The following is an 18830-nucleotide window of genomic DNA, read 5'->3' on the forward strand; positions in this document are numbered from 1 at the left end:
AAATAGAAACAAAGGAAAACCCTCCCCCTCAAGAATGAGGGGCAGGGGAGCTGAGAGTGTGCTCAGCACACTTTTTTTAAGTATGTTGGTGCTCTAATTCTGCAATTTTTAAAAGAGCTTTTTGCAGTTCATCCTGTGTGGATTGTAGTTCATCCTGTGTGGATTGTAGTTCATCCTGTGTGGATTGTAGTTCATCCTGTGCGGAGTGCAGTGCATCCTGTGTGGAGTGCAGTTTATCCTGCGTACTGTTTAGTTGAGTGTGTGCATCATTTAATTTGGATTCTGTATCTTGCAATTGTATTTTCTTTTGGTCTAGCTCATCTTGCATTTCATCAATCATATATAAGACAGTATTTCTGTCTAATTCTCGTAATTCTTTAGAAAACATCTCCATGACCTCCTCAATATTTCTACAGATATCGTAGATTTGTTCGTACATTGGCTTGAATTCAGGATATGTTTCGATAAGTTTTACAATCATTTCGGGATTATCCATACTTAAAAATACAAGCCATGCATCTAATTTGCTTTTGATATCTTTATTTTGCTGATTTTCTTTAAAGATGTCAAGAGGAATAAAAATATATTTTTGTAACAATTCCATCTGCAATCCAGTATTAGATTTTTGTTCAAAAAAATGAAGATAATTTTGAGGAAATTTATGAAATGTTTTTGGACTTTTTTCAAAGAAGACAATGGTGTAGACGTTTTTGATACTTTTATATGTAAATTTTCTTTTCTTCATTCCTTTTATTCTTTTATATTGAAGTAGAAGCAAGTCTGAGGAATAGCAGGCACATCGTTCACCGGGGAACTGATACCCGATTTTTTGTATTTCAATGTTTGCGATACTGCCGTCTTCTAGTTCTACAACGATATCGGTGATAATAAGAGATGTTTCATCAGCGATGCGGGTAGTATCATTTGGCAGTACGGTTAGTACTTTTACTTTCTGGTTTAGCAGTAAAGACAGTAGTTCTCCAATTCGTTCCGGCACTGCCTCTGGATTCAGTATTTCTTTAATCATAAAATCGTATAATACTTTGACTCCGGATATACCTGTACAGATATTCAGAAATTCTTCTTGAAATTCGGTTTCCCAACTGTCAAATAAAGTTTTTAATGTTTCATCTTTGATAATGATTTCCATAATTTCTGTACGTGTACGGAGCATGGGAAAATATTGTTTTAATCTGTTTGTCATAGATAAACCTCCTTGATTATCTCATGTGTGTTGTTGGATCAATGCTTCTGAGTGGAAGCTGGAAATAAAGAAGCCTTTAGGCTTAAGAGATTTTGCTGCGAAAAAGATGAAATGCAGCGAGAAAAGTTGTTTCTTCAAAATAACATACTTTTTAGGAAAAGTAAAGAAGTTTGAGCACATAAAAAGTGCATAAAACAGAATATGATGTGAATAAAAAAACATTCAAAGTGTATAAAATACAAAAAAGTGCTTGAAAAATAAAAAATAGGATGTATAATATAAGAATAAAATGTATAGTTATACAAAAAAGGAAATGAAGGGAATGGGGAAAATGATAAAGAAGAAACAAATAGCAGCACTGGTTTTGGCAGGCACAATGGCCATGGGAAGTTCTATGCAGGCATTTGCCTGTATGGGAGTATATGTAGGGAAAGAAGTTTCAGAGAATGGCTCATCCTATATTGGAAGATCAGAGGATATCGGAGCGGGACATACAAAAATATTTACGGTGCATCCGGCAGAAGACCATGAACCAGGAGCAATTTTTGAAGATGAATATGGATTTTCAATGCCATATCCAGAACACACATATCAATATACACTTGCAAAAGATTCACCACTGTTTGGAGAAGGAGAAGAGCCTTATGCAGAGGTAGGAATCAATGAAAATGAGGTTGCTATGACAGCCACTGTATCTACCTATTATAATGATAAGGCAAAAGCGGCAGATCCATTGGTAGATACCGGTATCTGTGAATTATCGATGGGATCGATTCTACTTGGGCAGGCCAAAACAGCAAGAGACGGAGTGGAATTGTTAGGAGAGATTGTGGAAAAATGCGGTTCGGGGGAATGTAACACGATTATGATCAGTGATCCAAATGAAGCGTGGTACATGGAAATTGTTTCCGGTCATCAATATGCAGCCATTAAGCTGCCGGAAGATCAGGTTGCGGCAATTCCGAATATGATGCTTCTTGGAACGGTTGATGTGACAGATACAGAAAATGTGATTGCATCTGAAGGATTGGTATCATTAGCGGAAGAAAATGGATTTTTAAAGACGGAAGATGGAATGATTCATGTCACACAGACATATGGTGCAGAAAACCCGGGAAAAGGTCAGCTGACACGTTTGTGGCAAGGGACATATTACTTGAACCATGAAAAAGGAGAGGGTTTAAGTATTGAGCCTTCAGAGGATGGAGTTTATGGTCCGTATGATTTGTTGTTTACGCCAGATAAAAAATTTTCTACACAGGATATCATGAAGTTTCTGGCATACAGAGGAGAAGGAACAAAGATGGATTCCAATGTAAATGAGTCAATCTATGCAATCGGCAATAAGAATCAGGCAGAATGCCATATTTTGGAGATGCGTGACGGGATGTATCAGGGAATGTCAGGAGTAGAATGGCTTGCGATGTCAAGAGCAGAGTTTTCTTTATATCTTCCGTATTATGGAGCAATGCTGACAGAGACATGGGATGGATACCACAATGATGAGCTGACATCTGTAGAAGATTCTATGTTTTGGGTGTTCAATGACTTGAATGATCTGGCAGATGACAATCGAGAATTGTATGGGACAAATATTCGAAAATACTGGGATGCGTATCAGGCAGAATTGATTGAACAGCAAAAACAAGTTGATGTGGATATGCAGAAGTTATATGAAAAATCACCGGAACTTGCACAGGAAAAAGCAACAGAGATTGGAAAAGTAATTGCACAGGATGCATTTAACAGTGCAAAAAGTATTTTGACAGAATTAAAAGCGTTCAAAGAAAGTGGATCAACAGAAATGTTTGTACCATCTGTATTGACAGAGAATATAATGCCAAATTACACAGTTGCACGTGTGATGGATGAAGTTTCAACAGAAGCGTTGGAGGCGTTGATTGCCAAAGCGGAAGCTGTTCAGAAAGATATGTATACAGAAGCCAGTTATGCGACATTAGAACAAGAACTGGAAAACGCAAAGACGGTATTAGCAGATGAATTTGCAGTTCAAGATGAGATTGATGCAGCGACAAAACAGCTTGACAGTGCATTACAAGGCTTGGAAAAAATACAGGCAGCGGTACCACAACCAGAGAAAGAATCGGTATCGGAAGAGAAAACGACTCCAACAGGTCCTTCACCAAAAACAGGAGATGCTACTCCATTGATGTGGCTGTTGACTGCTGCGGCAGGAAGTGCGTTGGTAAGTGTGAACGTTTGGAAACGAAGAGAAGAAAAATAAAGTCAAGAGAAAAGAGCTTTTAGAGGCTCTTTTTTCTTGCTTAAAAGCACTTATTTTATAGGTTAAGGAAAACTTAAGATTTCCTATATAATATTCAGAAAATCCTTTGGTATAGTAAAATTAAGAAAAAAACAGGAAGGAGAGTATCTGTGGGGAAAATTATAGAAGTGAAGAATTTGTTTAAGCTCTATCGTGTCGGGGACAGTGTTGTGCATGCTTTGAATGGAGTGAATTTTTCAATCAACGAAGGAGAGTTCTGTGCGATTGTAGGGACTTCGGGATCAGGGAAATCAACGTTGTTAAATATGCTTGCCGGACTGGAAAAACCGACAAAAGGAGAAGTGATCATTAACGGCGAGCACATGGAGAAGTTGAAGGAAGATCAGCTTGTCAGCTTTAGACGTGATCATGTTGGATTTATTTTTCAGTCTTTTCATCTGATTGGGACGATGAATGCGGTGGAAAATGTGGCATTGCCCTTGAGCTTTCGCGGAGAGAAAAAAGAAAGCCGACTAAAAAAAGCAGATAAGATGCTGGATCTGGTCAATTTAAAAAAGCATAAAAAGCATTTGCCGAATCAGATGTCGGGAGGGCAGCAGCAGCGAGTAGGGGTTGCAAGAGCGCTGGTTGTTGATCCGAAGATTATATTTGCGGATGAGCCGACAGGAAATCTGGATTCGCATACATCCAAAGAGGTGATGGAATTGATGCAGAAGGTGGTAAGGGAGCAGAAAAAGACGCTTGTTATGGTTACACATGACAATCATCTGGCTTCGTATGCCGATCGGATTTTCCATATTATTGATGGAGAGATTGTAAAGATAGAAGACAACCGTACAAAGGGAGAGGAGAAAGAAGATGAGAAAGATTAAGAAAATAATGATGGTTGCCATGAGTATGATTCTGGTGGCAGGGATGGTGATGCCACTGCACGCAGCGGGAAAAGTGACCGTAAAGGCGAGTGGAACTGCGACACCGGCTTATCAGTATGGACAGGAGAAAGAGTTAAAGCTTACGATTACAAACGGTACAGATACAGCAATTGAAAATGTAGTAGTAACTCCGCAGGTGAAGGCAAATATTGAGAAGTGGCCGTTTGAAATTGAAAATGTATCCTATGAGCAGAAAGTGGATAAGATCGAAGCGGGAAAATCTTATGAGCTCACATATGATGTGAAAGCAAGGGAAGATGTGGCATCAAAATATTATAATGTGAAATTCGATGTTAGTTACGATGGATTGGAAAATGCATTTGAGCAGAGTGTATTTGTAAAAATGACAGCTAAGCCGGAAGAGAGGCCACAGGAAAATCCAGAAGAAAACACACAGAAAGATCCACAACCGCAGCAACCTTCGGGGGATACAGGTGTCTACAACAGTGAACCGATGATGTATACTGGAGGAGATAGTGCAGGTGGCGGATCAGCAACGACATCGACATCTGTTCCGAGAGTAATTGTCACAGGATTTTCAACAGATCCGGCAGAAGTAAAGGCGGGAAGCAATTTTAAACTGATTGTACATTTGAAAAATACATCCAAGACAACAGCGGTAAAAAATATGCTGTTTGACTTTAACGCACCGACAGAAGGACAGGATGCAAACACTGCATCTCCGGCGTTCCTTCCGGCGTCCGGCTCTAGCACTGTATATCTGGATGGAATCGGAGCAAATGGGACAAAAGACATTTCGATTGATATGAATGCAAAATCAGATCTGGTACAGAAACCATATAGTGTCGAGATGTCTATGAAGTATGAAGACGGAAGTGGAACACAATTTGAAAGTACATCAAGTATCTCAGTTCCGGTTAAACAGGATGCGAGATTTGAATTCAGTGAATTTGAGCTGAGTGGAGAGACTGTGGAAGTTGGAAGCGAAGTTAATGTCATGTGCAGTCTGTATAACATGGGAAGAATTAAATTGTATAACGTAAAAGCAAAATTTGAGGGTGAAGGAATCAAATCTAAAGAGATTTTTGTCGGAAATGTAGAATCCGGAGCGACAGCTTCAATTGATGGTATGATAACCGGAGAGTCAGAGACAACAGGTGATGGTAAAGTTAAGATGATTGTTACTTATGAAGATGAGTCGGGAGCAGTATTTACAACTGAAAAAGAACTGACACTTTTAGTGACAGCACCGATGACAGATGACATGATGAATGAAAGTGAAATGGTTGAGCAAGAAAAAGCGTTCCCGATTATTCCGGTGATTGTCGGAGTAATTATCATCGGAGTGATTGTTGTCGTTGTAATTGTGAAGAAGAAAAAAGAGAAAAAAAGAAGAGCAGAAGAGGAGGAAATTTTAGAGGATGAGCTTAATAGACTTACTGAGAATGAGTAGTGGAAATCTGAAACGCAGAAAGCTTCGAACCTTTTTAACCGTTCTAGGGGTTGTGATTGGGACAGCTTCCATTGTTGTTATGATTTCTCTCGGACTTGGTCTTCAGCAGTCTACCTATAAAGAAATAGAAAAATCTGGTGGTTTGACGACCATTCAGGTGACAGGAAAAGACAGGCAGGGTGGCATGATGGTAGATTCCGGAGAGGAATCGAAAGAATATATCACAGATGATGTGATTGAAAAATTGAAAAAATTAGAAAATGTAGAATTTGTAAGTCCTGTTTTAGAGGTATCGGCAATTGCGTTAAAAGGCAATTATGAAGGATTTTTGACGGTGCAGGGAATGTCCCATGAGGCACTGGAAAAAATGAATATTCCATTGAAAGAGGGCGGAAAATTGCCGGCTGAAAATGGAAGCTCATTAGATCTGGTGATGGGGAACATGGTAATCACGAATTTCAGCAATAAATCAGGAGGCAGTGGTTATTGGGATACCGGAGAACTTCCGGATATTGATTTCGCAAAGGATTCTCTGTTTTTGATCCTGGATACAGATGCCTATTACCAGAGCCAGTCGGGAAGTGGTTTTGGTAACGTGGAAAATGGAGGAGAGACAGCAACAAAGACACCAAAGACAGCAAAAAAATATGTTGTAAAAGCGTCCGGTGTCGTGGAAGGAACTGTTGATGAATACAATGCATATTCGTATTCAACCTTTTGCGACATCGAGACACTGAAGACCATTTTGAAAAAAGAATTTCGGGGAAGAGTGATTCCTGGTCAACCGTCCACAAGCAGCGGAAAACCTTACAGTTATTTTACGTATAGCTCAGCGCAGGTGAAAGTGGATAATCTTGACAATGTAGAATCTGTTTCAAATGAAATCAGGACACTGGGATTTCAGACATACAGCAATGCAGAGTATCTGGAAAGTATGCAGAAACAGTTTGCAATGATACAGGCGGTTCTGGGAGGAATCGGTGCGGTATCGCTTCTTGTTGCAGCGATTGGTATTGCAAACACGATGATGATGTCGATTTATGAGAGAACGAAAGAAATCGGTGTCATTAAAGTGTTAGGCTGCAGTCTGAAAAATATTCGGCAGATGTTTCTGCTGGAAGCCGGATTTATCGGACTGATCGGGGGCGTGATCGGAAATATCTTAAGTCTTATGATGTCATTCGTGGTCAATAAAGTGGTTGGAAGCATGGGAGCCGAGATGGGCATGACAGATGTAATTTCTTATATTCCACCTTGGCTTGTGCTGATTTCACTTGCATTTGCGATTCTTGTGGGAATGGCGGCAGGATACTTCCCGGCACGACGAGCAATGAAATTAAGTCCGCTTGCAGCAATTCGAAATGAATAGCAATTTGAAAAATGATAATTGGGGATGTGGCTTTTGAGAAGCTCACATCCCTCATTTGTTACTCTTCAATGATATGAATTTCCAGATAGTCAAAATCAATAGAGTCTACGAAATTGTCCTGATAAAAGCGTGCTTTGTCATGTTTTTTGAATTCGGCAATCGTAGAATCCAGCCAAATCGGTTTGCTTAAATCAAACTGGTAACAAACCTCATCCAGCGCGTGGAAAATTTTATGTGTTCTTGTATCGTCTGTATCATCACAAATGACAGTATCTTTTAACATTCGATTATCTTTAAATATTTTTCCCCATAAACGAAACATGGTTGTCATCCTTTCTATATTTGTTCGTATGCATCATTATACAATACTTTGCAATTGATTTTCAATATAGACATGCTTGACTTTTTATAGGCAGATATGGTAGACTCTGCTAGTGACAAGACACATGTAAAATAAAATGTAATGGGAGCGTAGAATGGAAAAATTAAAGAAATTATTAGATCGTATTTTTATTGATGGATTAACAGGAATGGCGCAGGGACTTTTTGCAACATTGATCGTCGGCACAATTATTCAGCAGATTGGAAGTTTGATTGGCGGGAATGTCGGGGATATGATTTTTGTACTTGGAAAGATGGCAGCCACATTTACGGGGGCAGGAATTGGTGTAGGTGTTGCCTATCGATTTAAGGAAAGTCCGCTTGTTGTGCTGTCAGCAGCGACTGCCGGAATGGTGGGCGCATTTGCGGCAAAACTGCTCGCGGGAAGTGTTCTTGTAGATGGTGCCATGGTATTTGCAGGACCGGGAGAACCGTTGGGAGCATTTCTTGCGGCTTACGTAGGGATTGAATTCGGACATCTTGTCTCAGGAAAAACAAAGGTGGATATTTTGGTTACTCCGATTGTAACGATTACAGCCGGATCGGCAGTAGGTCTTTTAGTTGGACCTCCGATTTCTGAATTTATGACAGCGCTTGGAGCATTGATTAATTGGGGAACAGAGCAGCAGCCGTTTTTGATGGGAATTATTGTCTCGGTTTTGATGGGAATGATTCTGACACTTCCGATTAGTTCCGCGGCACTTGGGGTTATTTTGAATCTTTCCGGTCTTGCGGCAGGAGCTGCAACAATTGGATGCTGCTGTAATATGGTTGGATTTGCAGTTGCAAGCTATCGAGAAAATAAAATCGGGGGACTATTAGCACAAGGAATCGGAACATCGATGCTTCAGGTGCCAAATATTGTGAGAAAGCCAATTATCTGGGTTCCTGCAATTTTATCAAGTGCTATCTTAGGACCTGTCGGAACGATGATTCTGCACATGACAAGCAATGCGACCGGCTCTGGAATGGGAACAGCAGGACTTGTCGGACAGATTATGACATGGCAGACGATGACGGCAGTGGAGCCGCCGATGATCGTACTTATAAAAATTATCGTGATACAGATTGCCCTTCCGGCGATTGTGACACTGCTCATTTCAGAATTTATGAGAAAGAAAAAATGGATTCAGTATGGCGATATGAAATTAGAATTATAAGGGCCGATGAGGAGAAACTTTCTAAAAAAAGCATGAAGTTTATGACAGTCTCTTTGGATTATGGTATACTATTGTAGTAATAATTACTCTTCGAGTAAGATAGGGGAGAAGAACTTGATGTTAGATGCAATTAAAAGTTATGAAGATGTCGACAGTTGGAAAACAGTTATGTTTTTGTATAATTCGGCATTGAAAGAAGTGGGCACCAAATTAGAGATTTTGAATGATGAATTTCAGCATGTGCATCAGTATAATCCAATCGAGCATATAAAGACAAGAATCAAAACGGCGGAGAGTATCGTCAAAAAGCTGAAAAGATACGGATATGAGGCAACGATTGAGAACATGGTAAAATATGTGAATGATATTGCAGGAGTGAGATTGATCTGTTCGTTTACTTCTGATATTTACAGACTTGCGGAGATGATCGGGAATCAAAGTGATTTGAAAGTGCTTTCTATTAAGGACTATATTAAAAATCCAAAGGAAAGCGGATATAAAAGTTATCATATGCTTGTGGCAGTTCCGATTTTTCTGTCAGATAGTGTTGTGAATACGAAAGTTGAGATTCAGATACGTACGATTGCAATGGATTTTTGGGCTAGTTTAGAGCATAAGATTTACTATAAGTTTGAGGGAAAAGCACCGGCTTACATCAGCAGAGACTTAAGAGAATGTGCGGAGATGGTATCTGCGTTGGATGAAAAGATGCTGTCTTTGAACGAAGCTATTTTAGAATGCCTCAGGCAGCAGAAGAACGGGCGAGAAGAGGAAAGACAGGAAGAGCTTGAGGAGAATCAGATTCAATTTGGATTATAGAAGAAAGGGCTGCAAAAAGCAGTCCTTTTTTGATATTATGGAAGGATAGAAGATTGTAATTCATTAAAGATTACTTCATATTCCTGTGAAAACACACTGTCTTTATTCCAAAGAAATGTAAAATCATGCATGACCATAAAGTCAGAGAGTGGAATTTGTCTCAGGCGACCATCGTTTATTTCCTGTTCAACAGCTGATTTGTACAGGAATGAGATGCCGCAGTCCTGACAAAGCAGGCTCACGATAGCGTGGATATTTTCAATTTCCACAATATGAGGGAAATTCTGAATCGACATATTTTTGAGCGCAAGTGTTTTCGTCAGGATTGCTCTTGTGCCGGAGCCGTGCTCCCGAATCAAAAGACATTCAGAGGTTAAGTCTTTCAGACAGTGAACAGGTTTTTGAAACACATGGTTTTTGGAAGCCACAGCAATATATTCTTCTGTCTTAAAAATACGGGTCTCGTAATTATCGGATTTAAAATACCCTTCCACAATGGCGAAATCAATGCTTCCCTCGTATAAAAAAGAGAGCAGCGTCTGCGTATTGGCGTAACGAACGTGAATATCGGTGTCGGGGTGCTTTTTAATGAATGCAGAAAGGGAAGGTACTATGGCATATTCGCCAATTGTCATTGTGACACCAAAAGTCAGGATCTTTTTTTCACAGAGACTTTCTTTCATGCGTATCTTCATAGTGTTCTCATCATTTCGCATCGTCTCCAAAGCAGAGCGAAGAATTTCACCCGCAGGAGTCAGTGTTAGTTTTTTCTTATCACGCGCGAACAATGGTGCATCATATTCTTTTTCCAGATATTTGATGTGTTGTGAAACAGCAGGCTGAGTCAGATTCAAATCATGAGCGGCATGCGTAAAATTCATGTATTCACAGACCTTTAAAAATGTTTCCATTCGAAAATCAAGCATGGCTTCTCCTTTTAATGTGGTAATAGTTTTTATAATCATAACAAATATTTATGGTTATATCAATATATATAATTTTACAAAATGGTGATAATTGTATATAGTGTAGTTGTAAAACATAGAGAAAGACAGGGAATAAGGAGGAGTAGCTATGTATGACATTATTATTATCGGAGCGGGACCAGCAGGAATTAGTGCTGGAATCTATGCGGTGAGCAGAGGCAAAAAGACATTATTGATTGAAAAAAATGTAGTGGGTGGATTGATTGGTAAAGTATCAACGGTTACACATTATGCAGGAGTTATAGAAGGTGAGACAGGAGTAACATTAGCAGAACGTATGAAACAGCAGGCAGAAAATGCAGGGGTGGAAATTATATATGAGACGGTAAAGCAAGTAGAATTGAGCAATAACATTAAAAAAATTTATACGGGAGATGCAGTTTATAGGACAAAAAAAGTAATTATAGCTAATGGAATGACACCTAGAAAACTTGGAATCCGAGGAGAATTAGAATTATCAGGAAAAGGGGTGGGCCTCAATGCGGCAAAAGATGGGAAAAGCTATGAAGGAAAGCATATTTATGTAGTTGGAGGGGCAGATGGAGCTGTAAAAGAAGCATTGTATCTGGCAAAGTATGCAGAACAGGTCACAATTATTCATTTTGAAGAGACATTAGGATGTATTGCGGAATTCAAGGAAAAAGTTTCAAATACTTCAAATATTGAGTTGCGTCTTGGATCGAGGCTGCATGCAGTATACGGGGTAGAGCAAGTAGAATCTCTGGAAATTTCAGATGAGAAAACTGGGAGCATTGAGACAATTTCTGATCCGGGATGCGGAATATTTGTCTATGCAGGAACGATACCAAATACAGAATTGTATACTGAACTACAGTTGCATAACGGATTTATTCCAGTCAATGAGAATCAGGAAACAAAGATAGATGGGGTATATGCAGCAGGAGATATTTGTGAAAAACAGGTGCGTCAGGTGGCAACAGCAGTTTCAGATGGAACGATAGCAGCAATTCGGGCATCAATGTAGAGGGAGGTTAGTATGAATTTAATTAGACAAAACTGGAAAGGACTTTTATTGTGCCTGTTATTGGCAGTACCAGCAAGTCTGCTTGGAAAACAATTTCCGATTATAGGAGGTCCTGTATTTGCGATTCTTGGAGGGATGACTTTTGCTCCGTTTGTAAAAAAGAAAGAATCCTTTGCACCAGGAGTTAAGTATACATCGAAAAAGATTTTGCAGTATGCAGTTGTGCTGTTAGGATTTGGAATGAATCTAAAAGTTGTGATGGAGACCGGAAAACAGTCTTTGCCGATTATTATCTGTACGATTACGGTATCATTGGTGATTGCATATGTACTTCACCGTGTACTTCGCATACCAGCGAAGATTTCAACATTGGTTGGAGTTGGCTCTTCCATCTGTGGAGGTTCTGCGATTGCAGCCACGGCACCTGTCATTGATGCAGATGAAGAAGAAGTGGCGCAGGCGATTTCCGTTATCTTTCTCTTTAATATCTTGGCGGCATTAATTTTCCCAGCACTTGGAGGTGCACTTGGTTTTTCTACCACATCCGGAGAAGCGTTCGGTGTATTTGCGGGAACGGCGGTAAATGATACATCTTCTGTTACAGCAGCAGCATCTACATGGGACAGCCTTTATAATTTGGGAAGCCAGACACTTGATAAGGCAGTGACTGTAAAGCTGACGAGAACTTTAGCAATTATTCCGATTACACTTGTACTTGCATTTATAAGGGCGAGAAAAGCAGAGGAGAAAGAAGGAGATAAAGTGTCCCTGAAACAGGTATTTCCGTACTTTATTTTATTCTTTATCGGAGCGAGTGTGATTACGACAATCGCTACAGCAGTGGGAGTACCGGCAGAAGTATTTGTGCCGCTTAAAGATTTGTCTAAATTCTTTATTATTATGGCGATGGCGGCAATTGGATTCAACACAGACATTGTAAAGTTAATAAAAAGCGGAGGACGCCCGATTCTTCTTGGAATGTCATGTTGGCTTGGAATTACAATCGTAAGTCTTGGAATGCAGCATGTAATGCATATATGGTAAAATGTTTGATAGGTTGGAAAATCGTTTGATTTTCCAACCTGTTTTTGTAAAATTATTTTACATAGATTTAACATTACTTGCGTTTTAGATTTAACAGAGGTTCGATATGATATGACCTGTGAAGAAGTTAAGGAATAAAAAATCTTTTACTGAAAAAGGAGAAATGTAAAAATGAAAATGAAAAAGTTTTTAGTGTTAACAGCAACAGTAGCAATGGTAGCCTCAATGGCAGTTGGATGTGGAAACTCAGGTAATTCAGATAAAACAGATGGAAAAGCAGAGACAGAATTTGATGCGGCAAATGATATCTCAGTTGTTTCAAGAGAAGATGGTTCGGGAACAAGAGGTGCTTTTATCGAGTTGTTCGGAATTGAAGAAAAAGACGCTTCAGGAGAAAAAGTAGATAACACAACAGAGGAGGCTAACATTACAAATAGTACATCCGTTATGTTATCAACAGTGGCGGACAATGAGTATGCAATCGGATATGTTTCACTTGGTTCTTTAAATGACACTGTAAAAGCATTGAAAGTAGATGGGGCAGAGCCGACAGAAGAAAACATCAAATCTGGCGAATACAAAGTGGCAAGACCGTTTAATATCGCAACAAAAGGTGATGTAAGCGAGGTGGCTCAGGACTTTATCAATTTTATCTTGAGCACGGAAGGTCAGGCAGTTGTGTCAGAAAGCGGATATATTGCTTTGGATAACGTTCAGGCATATGCAGGAAGCAAATCGGCAGGTAAAGTATCCATCGCAGGTTCATCTTCTATCACGCCGGTTATGGAAAAATTAAAAGAAGCATATTTAAAAGTAAATCCATCAGCAGAGATTGAAATTCAGGAAAGTGATTCTACAACAGGTATGACATCTGTAGCAGACGGTATCTGCGACATCGGAATGGCATCCAGAGAAGTGAAAGAGGAAGAGCTTGCAAAAGGCTTGAAAGCAACTGTAATCGCAACAGATGGTATCGCAGTGATTGTCAACAAAGCAAACACATTGGATGACATTACAAGTGATCAGGTAAAATCAATCTATGTTGGTGATGCACTTTCATGGGATGAAATTATAAAATAAGTAGAGGAAACGAAAGACGATGAAAAAAGCATGGAACGAAAAATTCATGCAGGGAGTGTTCTTCATTGCCGCCTGTGCTTCGGTGCTGGCGGTAGCTCTCATTTGTGTATTTTTATTTGCAAATGGGATTCCTGCGATGAAAGAAATCGGATTTTTACAATTTTTAAGTGGTGAGCGTTGGAGACCTTCCAATGATATCTATGGAATCTTCCCGATGATTGTGGGAAGCATTTATGTGACTGCTGGAGCAATTCTTTTTGGAGTGCCGATTGGAATTTTGACATCGATATTCATGGCAAAATATTGCCCGAAGAAAATTTATCCGGTATTAAAAGGTGCGACAGAGCTTTTAGCGGGAATTCCATCTGTAGTATATGGATTTTTCGGACTGGTTGTGATGGTTCCGATGATTCGAGAACTTGGTATGACATTGAAGCGTGCGGGAATCGTAAAAACAGCAGGAGATGGAAACAGTATGCTGACAGCATCTATCTTGCTTGGAATGATGATTTTGCCAACCATCATCGGTGTGACAGAATCTGCAATCAGAAGTGTTCCGAATCAGTATTATGAAGGAGCGCTTGCACTTGGAGCAACGCATGAAAGAAGTATTTTTGCGGTCGTTCTTCCGGCGGCAAAATCAGGCGTGGTAGCCGGAATCGTACTTGGAATCGGGCGTGCGATCGGAGAGACAATGGCTGTCATCATGGTTGCAGGAAATCAGGCGAGAATGCCGGTAAGTATTATGAAGGGTGTGCGTACAATGACTGCGAACATTGTCATTGAGATGGGGTACGCAACCGGACTGCACAGAGAGGCATTGATTGCGACAGCAGTTGTACTGTTTGTATTTATCCTGATTATTAATCTTTCTGTATCATTGTTAAATAGGAGGGGACACCGTGACTAGAAGTATAGGAGAAAAACTGCGTTCTTATAAAAGAACACCGGGATCATTTATTTTGATGCTCCTCGTGATGCTCTCTGCAATCATAACATTTGCAGTGTTATTATTTTTAATTGCATATATTTTGATCAACGGAATCCCGCATATTAAGCCGGAATTGTTTGCGTTGAAATACACAAGTGAAAATGGATCGCTGTTCCCTGCTTTGATCAATACGATTATTATGACGGCGTTGTCTTTGATCATTGCAGTTCCGTTTGGAATTTTCTCTGCAATTTTTCTTGTGGAATATGCCAAACGAGGAAATAAATTTATCAATGTTATCCGTATTACGACGGAGACATTGTCTGGAATTCCATCGATTGTATATGGACTTTTTGGAATGTTGTTTTTTGTTACAACATTAAAATGGGGGTACTCTTTGCTGGCGGGAGCGTTTACATTGTCGATCATGATTCTTCCGCTCATCATGCGTACTACAGAAGAGGCATTAAAAGCAGTTCCCGACAGTTATCGGGAAGGAAGTTTTGGACTTGGAGCGGGTAAACTTCGAACAGTGTTTCGAATTGTGCTTCCATCGGCAGTGCCTGGAATTTTAGCAGGTGTTATTCTTGCGGTTGGAAGAATTGTCGGTGAGACGGCAGCATTGATTTATACAGCCGGAACAGTTGCAGATATCCCGGATGGAGTGATGGGATCAGGAAGAACGCTGGCGGTTCATATGTACAGTATGTCAAGAGAAGGGCTTCATATGGATCAGGCGTATGCAACAGCAGTAGTACTGCTTGTACTTGTGATCGGAATTAACTGGCTGTCAGGATTTATAGCGAAAAAGATAACGAAAGGAAACGGAAATGGCGAAAATTAGTATCAAAAATCTGGATCTTTATTACAGTGATTTTAAAGCACTGAAAAATGTGAATTTAGATATAGAGGCAAATAAAATTACGGCGTTTATCGGGCCGAGCGGATGTGGAAAATCAACACTCTTAAAATCGTTGAACCGCATGAACGACCTTGTGGAAGGATGTAAGATTGAAGGGGAAATCTTACTGGACAATCAAAATATTTATAAAAGTATGGACGTAAATCTTTTGAGAAAACGTGTTGGAATGGTATTTCAGAAACCAAATCCGTTTCCGATGAGTATTTATGACAACATTGCATTTGGGCCGAGAACACATGGAATTCGCTCCAAAGCAAAACTGGATGATATTGTAGAAAAATCATTGCGAGATGCGGCAATCTGGGAGGAGACAAAGGATAGATTGAAAAAGAGCGCTCTTGGTATGTCTGGTGGACAGCAGCAGAGATTGTGTATTGCGCGTGCGCTGGCGGTACAACCGGAAGTGCTTTTGATGGACGAGCCTACGTCGGCTCTTGACCCGATTTCTACCTCGAAGATAGAAGACCTTGCGATGGAATTGAAAAAAGATTATACTATTGTTATGGTTACACATAATATGCAGCAGGCTGTTCGTGTGTCTGATAATACTGCCTTTTTCCTTTTGGGAGAAGTGATTGAATATAATGAGACAGAGAAGTTGTTCTCAATTCCGTCGGATAAACGGACAGAAGATTATATTACAGGGAGGTTCGGATAGTATGAGAAATAAGTTTGACATGCAGTTAGAAAATTTAAGTGCCCAGTTAATTAATATGGGAAGTCTCTGCGAAAAAGCGATTGCAAATGTGGCAAAAGCAATTCAAAAAGGAGACTTAGAGCTTGCGAAACTTGTAATGAAAGAAGACGAAGAAATTGATCAGATGGAAAAAGACATTGAAAGATTGTGTTTGAAGCTTTTGCTGCAGCAGCAGCCTGTAGCCCGTGATCTGCGTCAGATTTCCGCAGCCTTAAAGATGATCACGGATATGGAGCGTATCGGGGACCAGACTTCTGATATTGCAGATATTATTATCGGAGCAGGCATGTCTGAGGCAAGGGAGATTCCTGTTATCGGAAAGATGGCGGAAGCTACAAGTAAGATGGTGAATGACAGTGTCCTTGCATATGTGAATAAAGATTTGGAACTTGCGAGAAAAGTAATGCTTGCAGATGATGAGGTAGATAAATTGTTTGACCAGACAAAGCAAAAGCTGGTAAAATTAATTGCTGAGGATCATGGAAATCAGGGAGAAAAGGCAATCGATCTGATTATGATCACAAAATATTTGGAGCGTATCGGAGACCATGCGACAAATATTGCGGAATGGGTAGAATTTTCTATCACAGGTGTACACAAAGGAATGACAACTGTATAGGAAAAGATAAAGGAGAATCAAGGGATGATATATTGTGTAGAAGACGATGGAAATATTCGGGAACTGGTAGTATACACATTGAACACGACGGGGATGGAAGCCCGTGGGTTTGAAGATGGAAAATCCTTTATGGAAGCTTTGGCGTTTGAGACGCCAGAGCTTATTTTGCTTGATATCATGCTTCCGGGTGAAGATGGACTATCATTGTTAAAGAAACTTAAGAATTCGGCAAAGACAAAGGAAATACCGGTCATTATGGTGACAGCAAAAGGGGCAGAGTACGACAAAGTAGTAGGGCTTGATGGCGGAGCGGATGACTATGTGACAAAACCGTTTGGAATGATGGAGTTGGTATCGCGGATCAAGGCAGTACTTCGAAGAACCAAAAAAGAGAAGGAAGAGGGACAGTATTCGGTCGGCAATCTTTCCATGGATTTGAAAAAGCATGTAGTGTTTGTCGATGGAAAACAGGTGACTCTTACGTTGAAAGAATTTGAATTGCTCGGTCGCCTTGTGCAGAACCACAATATTGTGTTGACAAGAGATCGTTTATTAGAGGAAGTATGGGGATATGATTTTGACGGAGAGACACGTACAGTGGATGTTCATGTGCGGACACTCAGACAGAAACTAGGAAGCGCCGGTGATATGATTCAGACTGTGCGGGGAGTAGGCTACAGGTTAGGAGAGATCAATGAGAGTTAAAATACAAAAAAGTATGCTTTTGGTACTTTGCATTACACTTCTTACAACCTTTTCGCTTTTGATTGCGGCTACATATTTTCAGTCTCTGAATAATATGAAAGCAGAGCTAAAGCAGGAGGCCGTATATATTCAGACGGCAATCAATATATCCGGGACAAAGTATCTGGAAGATATGGATGCGGCACAGGTGAAGACGAGGCTGACAGTGATTGATGAGAATGGTACTGTTTTATATGATTCAAAAGAAGATGATTTTACATTTGAAAATCACAAAGAGCGAAAAGAAGTCAAGGATGCATTTGCGAACGGTTGGGGGGAAGATTTGAGAAAGTCGAATACCTTAGGAGAGCAGACATATTACTATGCACTAACCTTGAATGATGGAAATATCCTGAGAGTTGCAAAAACAGTAGATAATGTGCAGCCGGCAATTATGGATATGCTGCCTTATATGGCGGTGATTGCGGTTGGAATGTTTTGCTTTGCCTATTTTCTTGCAAAATGGCAGACGTCGAGATTGATACGCCCGATTAATAATCTGAATTTGGAAGAACCGCTTGAGAACAATGTATATGAAGAATTGAAACCCTTGTTGTTAAGCATTGACAAACAGAACAAAGAAAAAGAGGCTGTGGCAAACATGCGAAAGGAATTTTCCGCAAATGTTTCTCATGAATTGAAGACACCGCTTACTTCTATTTCCGGATATGCTGAGATTATGAAGAGCGGACTTGTGAAACCGGATGATATGATTGGATTTTCTGAGCGGATTTATAATGAGGCAAGTCGTCTGATTACCTTGATTGAAGATATTATTAAGTTGTCTAAGTTGGATGAGGGAAATGTTGAAATTGAGCAGGAGGATGTGGATTTATTCGGATTGGCGCGGGAAATTTGCAGCAGACTGGCACCGCAGGCAGAGAAGAAGAAAGTGCATCTGGAAGTGATTGGAGAAACTGTGATTTATCATGGTGTAAAAAGAATTTTGGATGAGATGATCTACAACGTCTGTGAAAATGCGATCAAGTATAATGTGTCAGGCGGTGAAGTGAAAATCTGGGTGGGCAATACACTCAAAGGACCGAAAGTGATTGTTCAGGATACCGGGATTGGAATACCGGAAGACCAGAAAGAACGTATTTTCGAGCGCTTTTACCGTGTGGATAAAAGTCATTCAAAAGAGACCGGAGGAACCGGTCTCGGACTTTCGATTGTGAAGCACGGTGCGATTTTGCACAATGCAGAGATTACAGTGAACAGTAAAGTTGGAGAAGGAACAAGAATGGAGATTTTGTTTGAACAGGATAAATCTTCAGACTAGCAGGAGGAAGTCTGAG

General features: G+C 40.1%; 18 protein-coding genes. 15 read left to right on the forward strand and 3 right to left on the reverse strand.

What is annotated here, in order from left to right; genetic code table 11:
- Nucleotides 1-76 precede the first annotated feature (76 nt).
- The gene (locus AC6I5B_RS04670; protein ID WP_144167379.1) at nucleotides 77-1204 is read right to left on the reverse strand and encodes a PD-(D/E)XK nuclease family transposase; all 1128 of its coding nucleotides are present in this window, start codon (nucleotides 1202-1204) and stop codon (nucleotides 77-79) included.
- A gap of 322 nt (nucleotides 1205-1526) precedes the next feature.
- On the opposite strand from AC6I5B_RS04670, the gene AC6I5B_RS04675 reads away from it, so the two are divergent.
- The 4 genes from AC6I5B_RS04675 (at nucleotide 1527) to AC6I5B_RS04690 (ending at nucleotide 7164) form a co-directional block, all read left to right on the forward strand.
- A complete protein-coding gene (locus tag AC6I5B_RS04675) occupies nucleotides 1527-3449 on the forward strand; it encodes a C69 family dipeptidase (protein WP_497773643.1) in 1923 nt (640 codons plus the stop codon).
- Between the two features lie 149 nt (nucleotides 3450-3598).
- Entirely contained in the window at nucleotides 3599-4321 is a 723-nt protein-coding gene (locus tag AC6I5B_RS04680) for an ABC transporter ATP-binding protein (protein ID WP_004614673.1), read from the forward strand.
- Nucleotides 4308-5795, forward strand: coding sequence for a COG1361 S-layer family protein (locus AC6I5B_RS04685; RefSeq protein WP_071143676.1), 1488 nt, complete (start codon nucleotides 4308-4310; stop codon nucleotides 5793-5795). The genes AC6I5B_RS04680 and AC6I5B_RS04685 overlap by 14 nt, the downstream gene beginning before the upstream one ends.
- Nucleotides 5764-7164 (forward strand): ABC transporter permease, encoded by a 1401-nt coding sequence (locus tag AC6I5B_RS04690; RefSeq protein WP_044988141.1) that lies wholly within the window; start codon nucleotides 5764-5766, stop codon nucleotides 7162-7164. The genes AC6I5B_RS04685 and AC6I5B_RS04690 overlap by 32 nt, the downstream gene beginning before the upstream one ends.
- Before the next feature lie 58 nt (nucleotides 7165-7222).
- Here the strand turns inward: AC6I5B_RS04690 and AC6I5B_RS04695 are convergent, their stop codons facing one another.
- Complete coding sequence (locus AC6I5B_RS04695) at nucleotides 7223-7486, reverse strand: hypothetical protein (RefSeq protein ID WP_022250543.1); 264 nt, start codon at nucleotides 7484-7486, stop codon at nucleotides 7223-7225.
- Between the two features lie 154 nt (nucleotides 7487-7640).
- Between AC6I5B_RS04695 and AC6I5B_RS04700 the strand changes: the two genes are divergently transcribed.
- Both AC6I5B_RS04700 and AC6I5B_RS04705 read left to right on the forward strand, forming a co-directional pair.
- Nucleotides 7641-8705 (forward strand): PTS sugar transporter subunit IIC, encoded by a 1065-nt coding sequence (locus AC6I5B_RS04700; protein ID WP_144167377.1) that lies wholly within the window; start codon nucleotides 7641-7643, stop codon nucleotides 8703-8705.
- Nucleotides 8706-8822: 117 nt separating this feature from the next.
- Nucleotides 8823-9524, forward strand: coding sequence for a GTP pyrophosphokinase (locus AC6I5B_RS04705; RefSeq protein WP_004614667.1), 702 nt, complete (start codon nucleotides 8823-8825; stop codon nucleotides 9522-9524).
- 35 nt (nucleotides 9525-9559) lie between these two features.
- On the opposite strand, the gene AC6I5B_RS04710 is transcribed toward AC6I5B_RS04705, so the two are convergent.
- Entirely contained in the window at nucleotides 9560-10450 is an 891-nt protein-coding gene (locus AC6I5B_RS04710; RefSeq protein ID WP_022250545.1) for a LysR family transcriptional regulator, read from the reverse strand.
- A 148-nt stretch (nucleotides 10451-10598) separates the two neighbouring features.
- Between AC6I5B_RS04710 and AC6I5B_RS04715 the strand changes: the two genes are divergently transcribed.
- From AC6I5B_RS04715 to AC6I5B_RS04755, 9 genes are all read left to right on the forward strand, one after another.
- Entirely contained in the window at nucleotides 10599-11495 is an 897-nt protein-coding gene (locus tag AC6I5B_RS04715) for an NAD(P)/FAD-dependent oxidoreductase (protein ID WP_004614665.1), read from the forward strand.
- Between the two features lie 12 nt (nucleotides 11496-11507).
- Nucleotides 11508-12539 (forward strand): YeiH family protein, encoded by a 1032-nt coding sequence (locus tag AC6I5B_RS04720; RefSeq protein ID WP_497773644.1) that lies wholly within the window; start codon nucleotides 11508-11510, stop codon nucleotides 12537-12539.
- Between the two features lie 171 nt (nucleotides 12540-12710).
- Nucleotides 12711-13619, forward strand: coding sequence for a substrate-binding domain-containing protein (locus tag AC6I5B_RS04725; RefSeq protein WP_270651159.1), 909 nt, complete (start codon nucleotides 12711-12713; stop codon nucleotides 13617-13619).
- Nucleotides 13620-13638: 19 nt separating this feature from the next.
- On the forward strand, nucleotides 13639-14529 hold the full coding sequence (pstC, locus tag AC6I5B_RS04730; protein WP_004614662.1) for a phosphate ABC transporter permease subunit PstC: 891 nt from the start codon (nucleotides 13639-13641) through the stop codon (nucleotides 14527-14529).
- A 55-nt stretch (nucleotides 14530-14584) separates the two neighbouring features.
- Nucleotides 14585-15394: a phosphate ABC transporter permease PstA gene (pstA, locus tag AC6I5B_RS04735; RefSeq protein ID WP_004614661.1), complete on the forward strand. Its 810-nt coding sequence runs from the start codon at nucleotides 14585-14587 to the stop codon at nucleotides 15392-15394.
- Nucleotides 15381-16130, forward strand: coding sequence for a phosphate ABC transporter ATP-binding protein PstB (gene pstB, locus AC6I5B_RS04740; RefSeq protein WP_004614660.1), 750 nt, complete (start codon nucleotides 15381-15383; stop codon nucleotides 16128-16130). Before pstA ends, pstB begins: the two co-directional genes overlap by 14 nt.
- Before the next feature lies 1 nt (nucleotide 16131).
- Nucleotides 16132-16788, forward strand: coding sequence for a phosphate signaling complex protein PhoU (gene phoU, locus AC6I5B_RS04745; RefSeq protein ID WP_004614659.1), 657 nt, complete (start codon nucleotides 16132-16134; stop codon nucleotides 16786-16788).
- A gap of 24 nt (nucleotides 16789-16812) precedes the next feature.
- Entirely contained in the window at nucleotides 16813-17493 is a 681-nt protein-coding gene (locus tag AC6I5B_RS04750; protein ID WP_004614658.1) for a winged helix-turn-helix domain-containing protein, read from the forward strand.
- Complete coding sequence (locus AC6I5B_RS04755; RefSeq protein WP_022250549.1) at nucleotides 17483-18814, forward strand: sensor histidine kinase; 1332 nt, start codon at nucleotides 17483-17485, stop codon at nucleotides 18812-18814. Before AC6I5B_RS04750 ends, AC6I5B_RS04755 begins: the two co-directional genes overlap by 11 nt.
- Nucleotides 18815-18830 lie beyond the last annotated feature (16 nt).

The sequence above is a fragment of the Faecalimonas nexilis genome, from assembly GCF_059731825.1.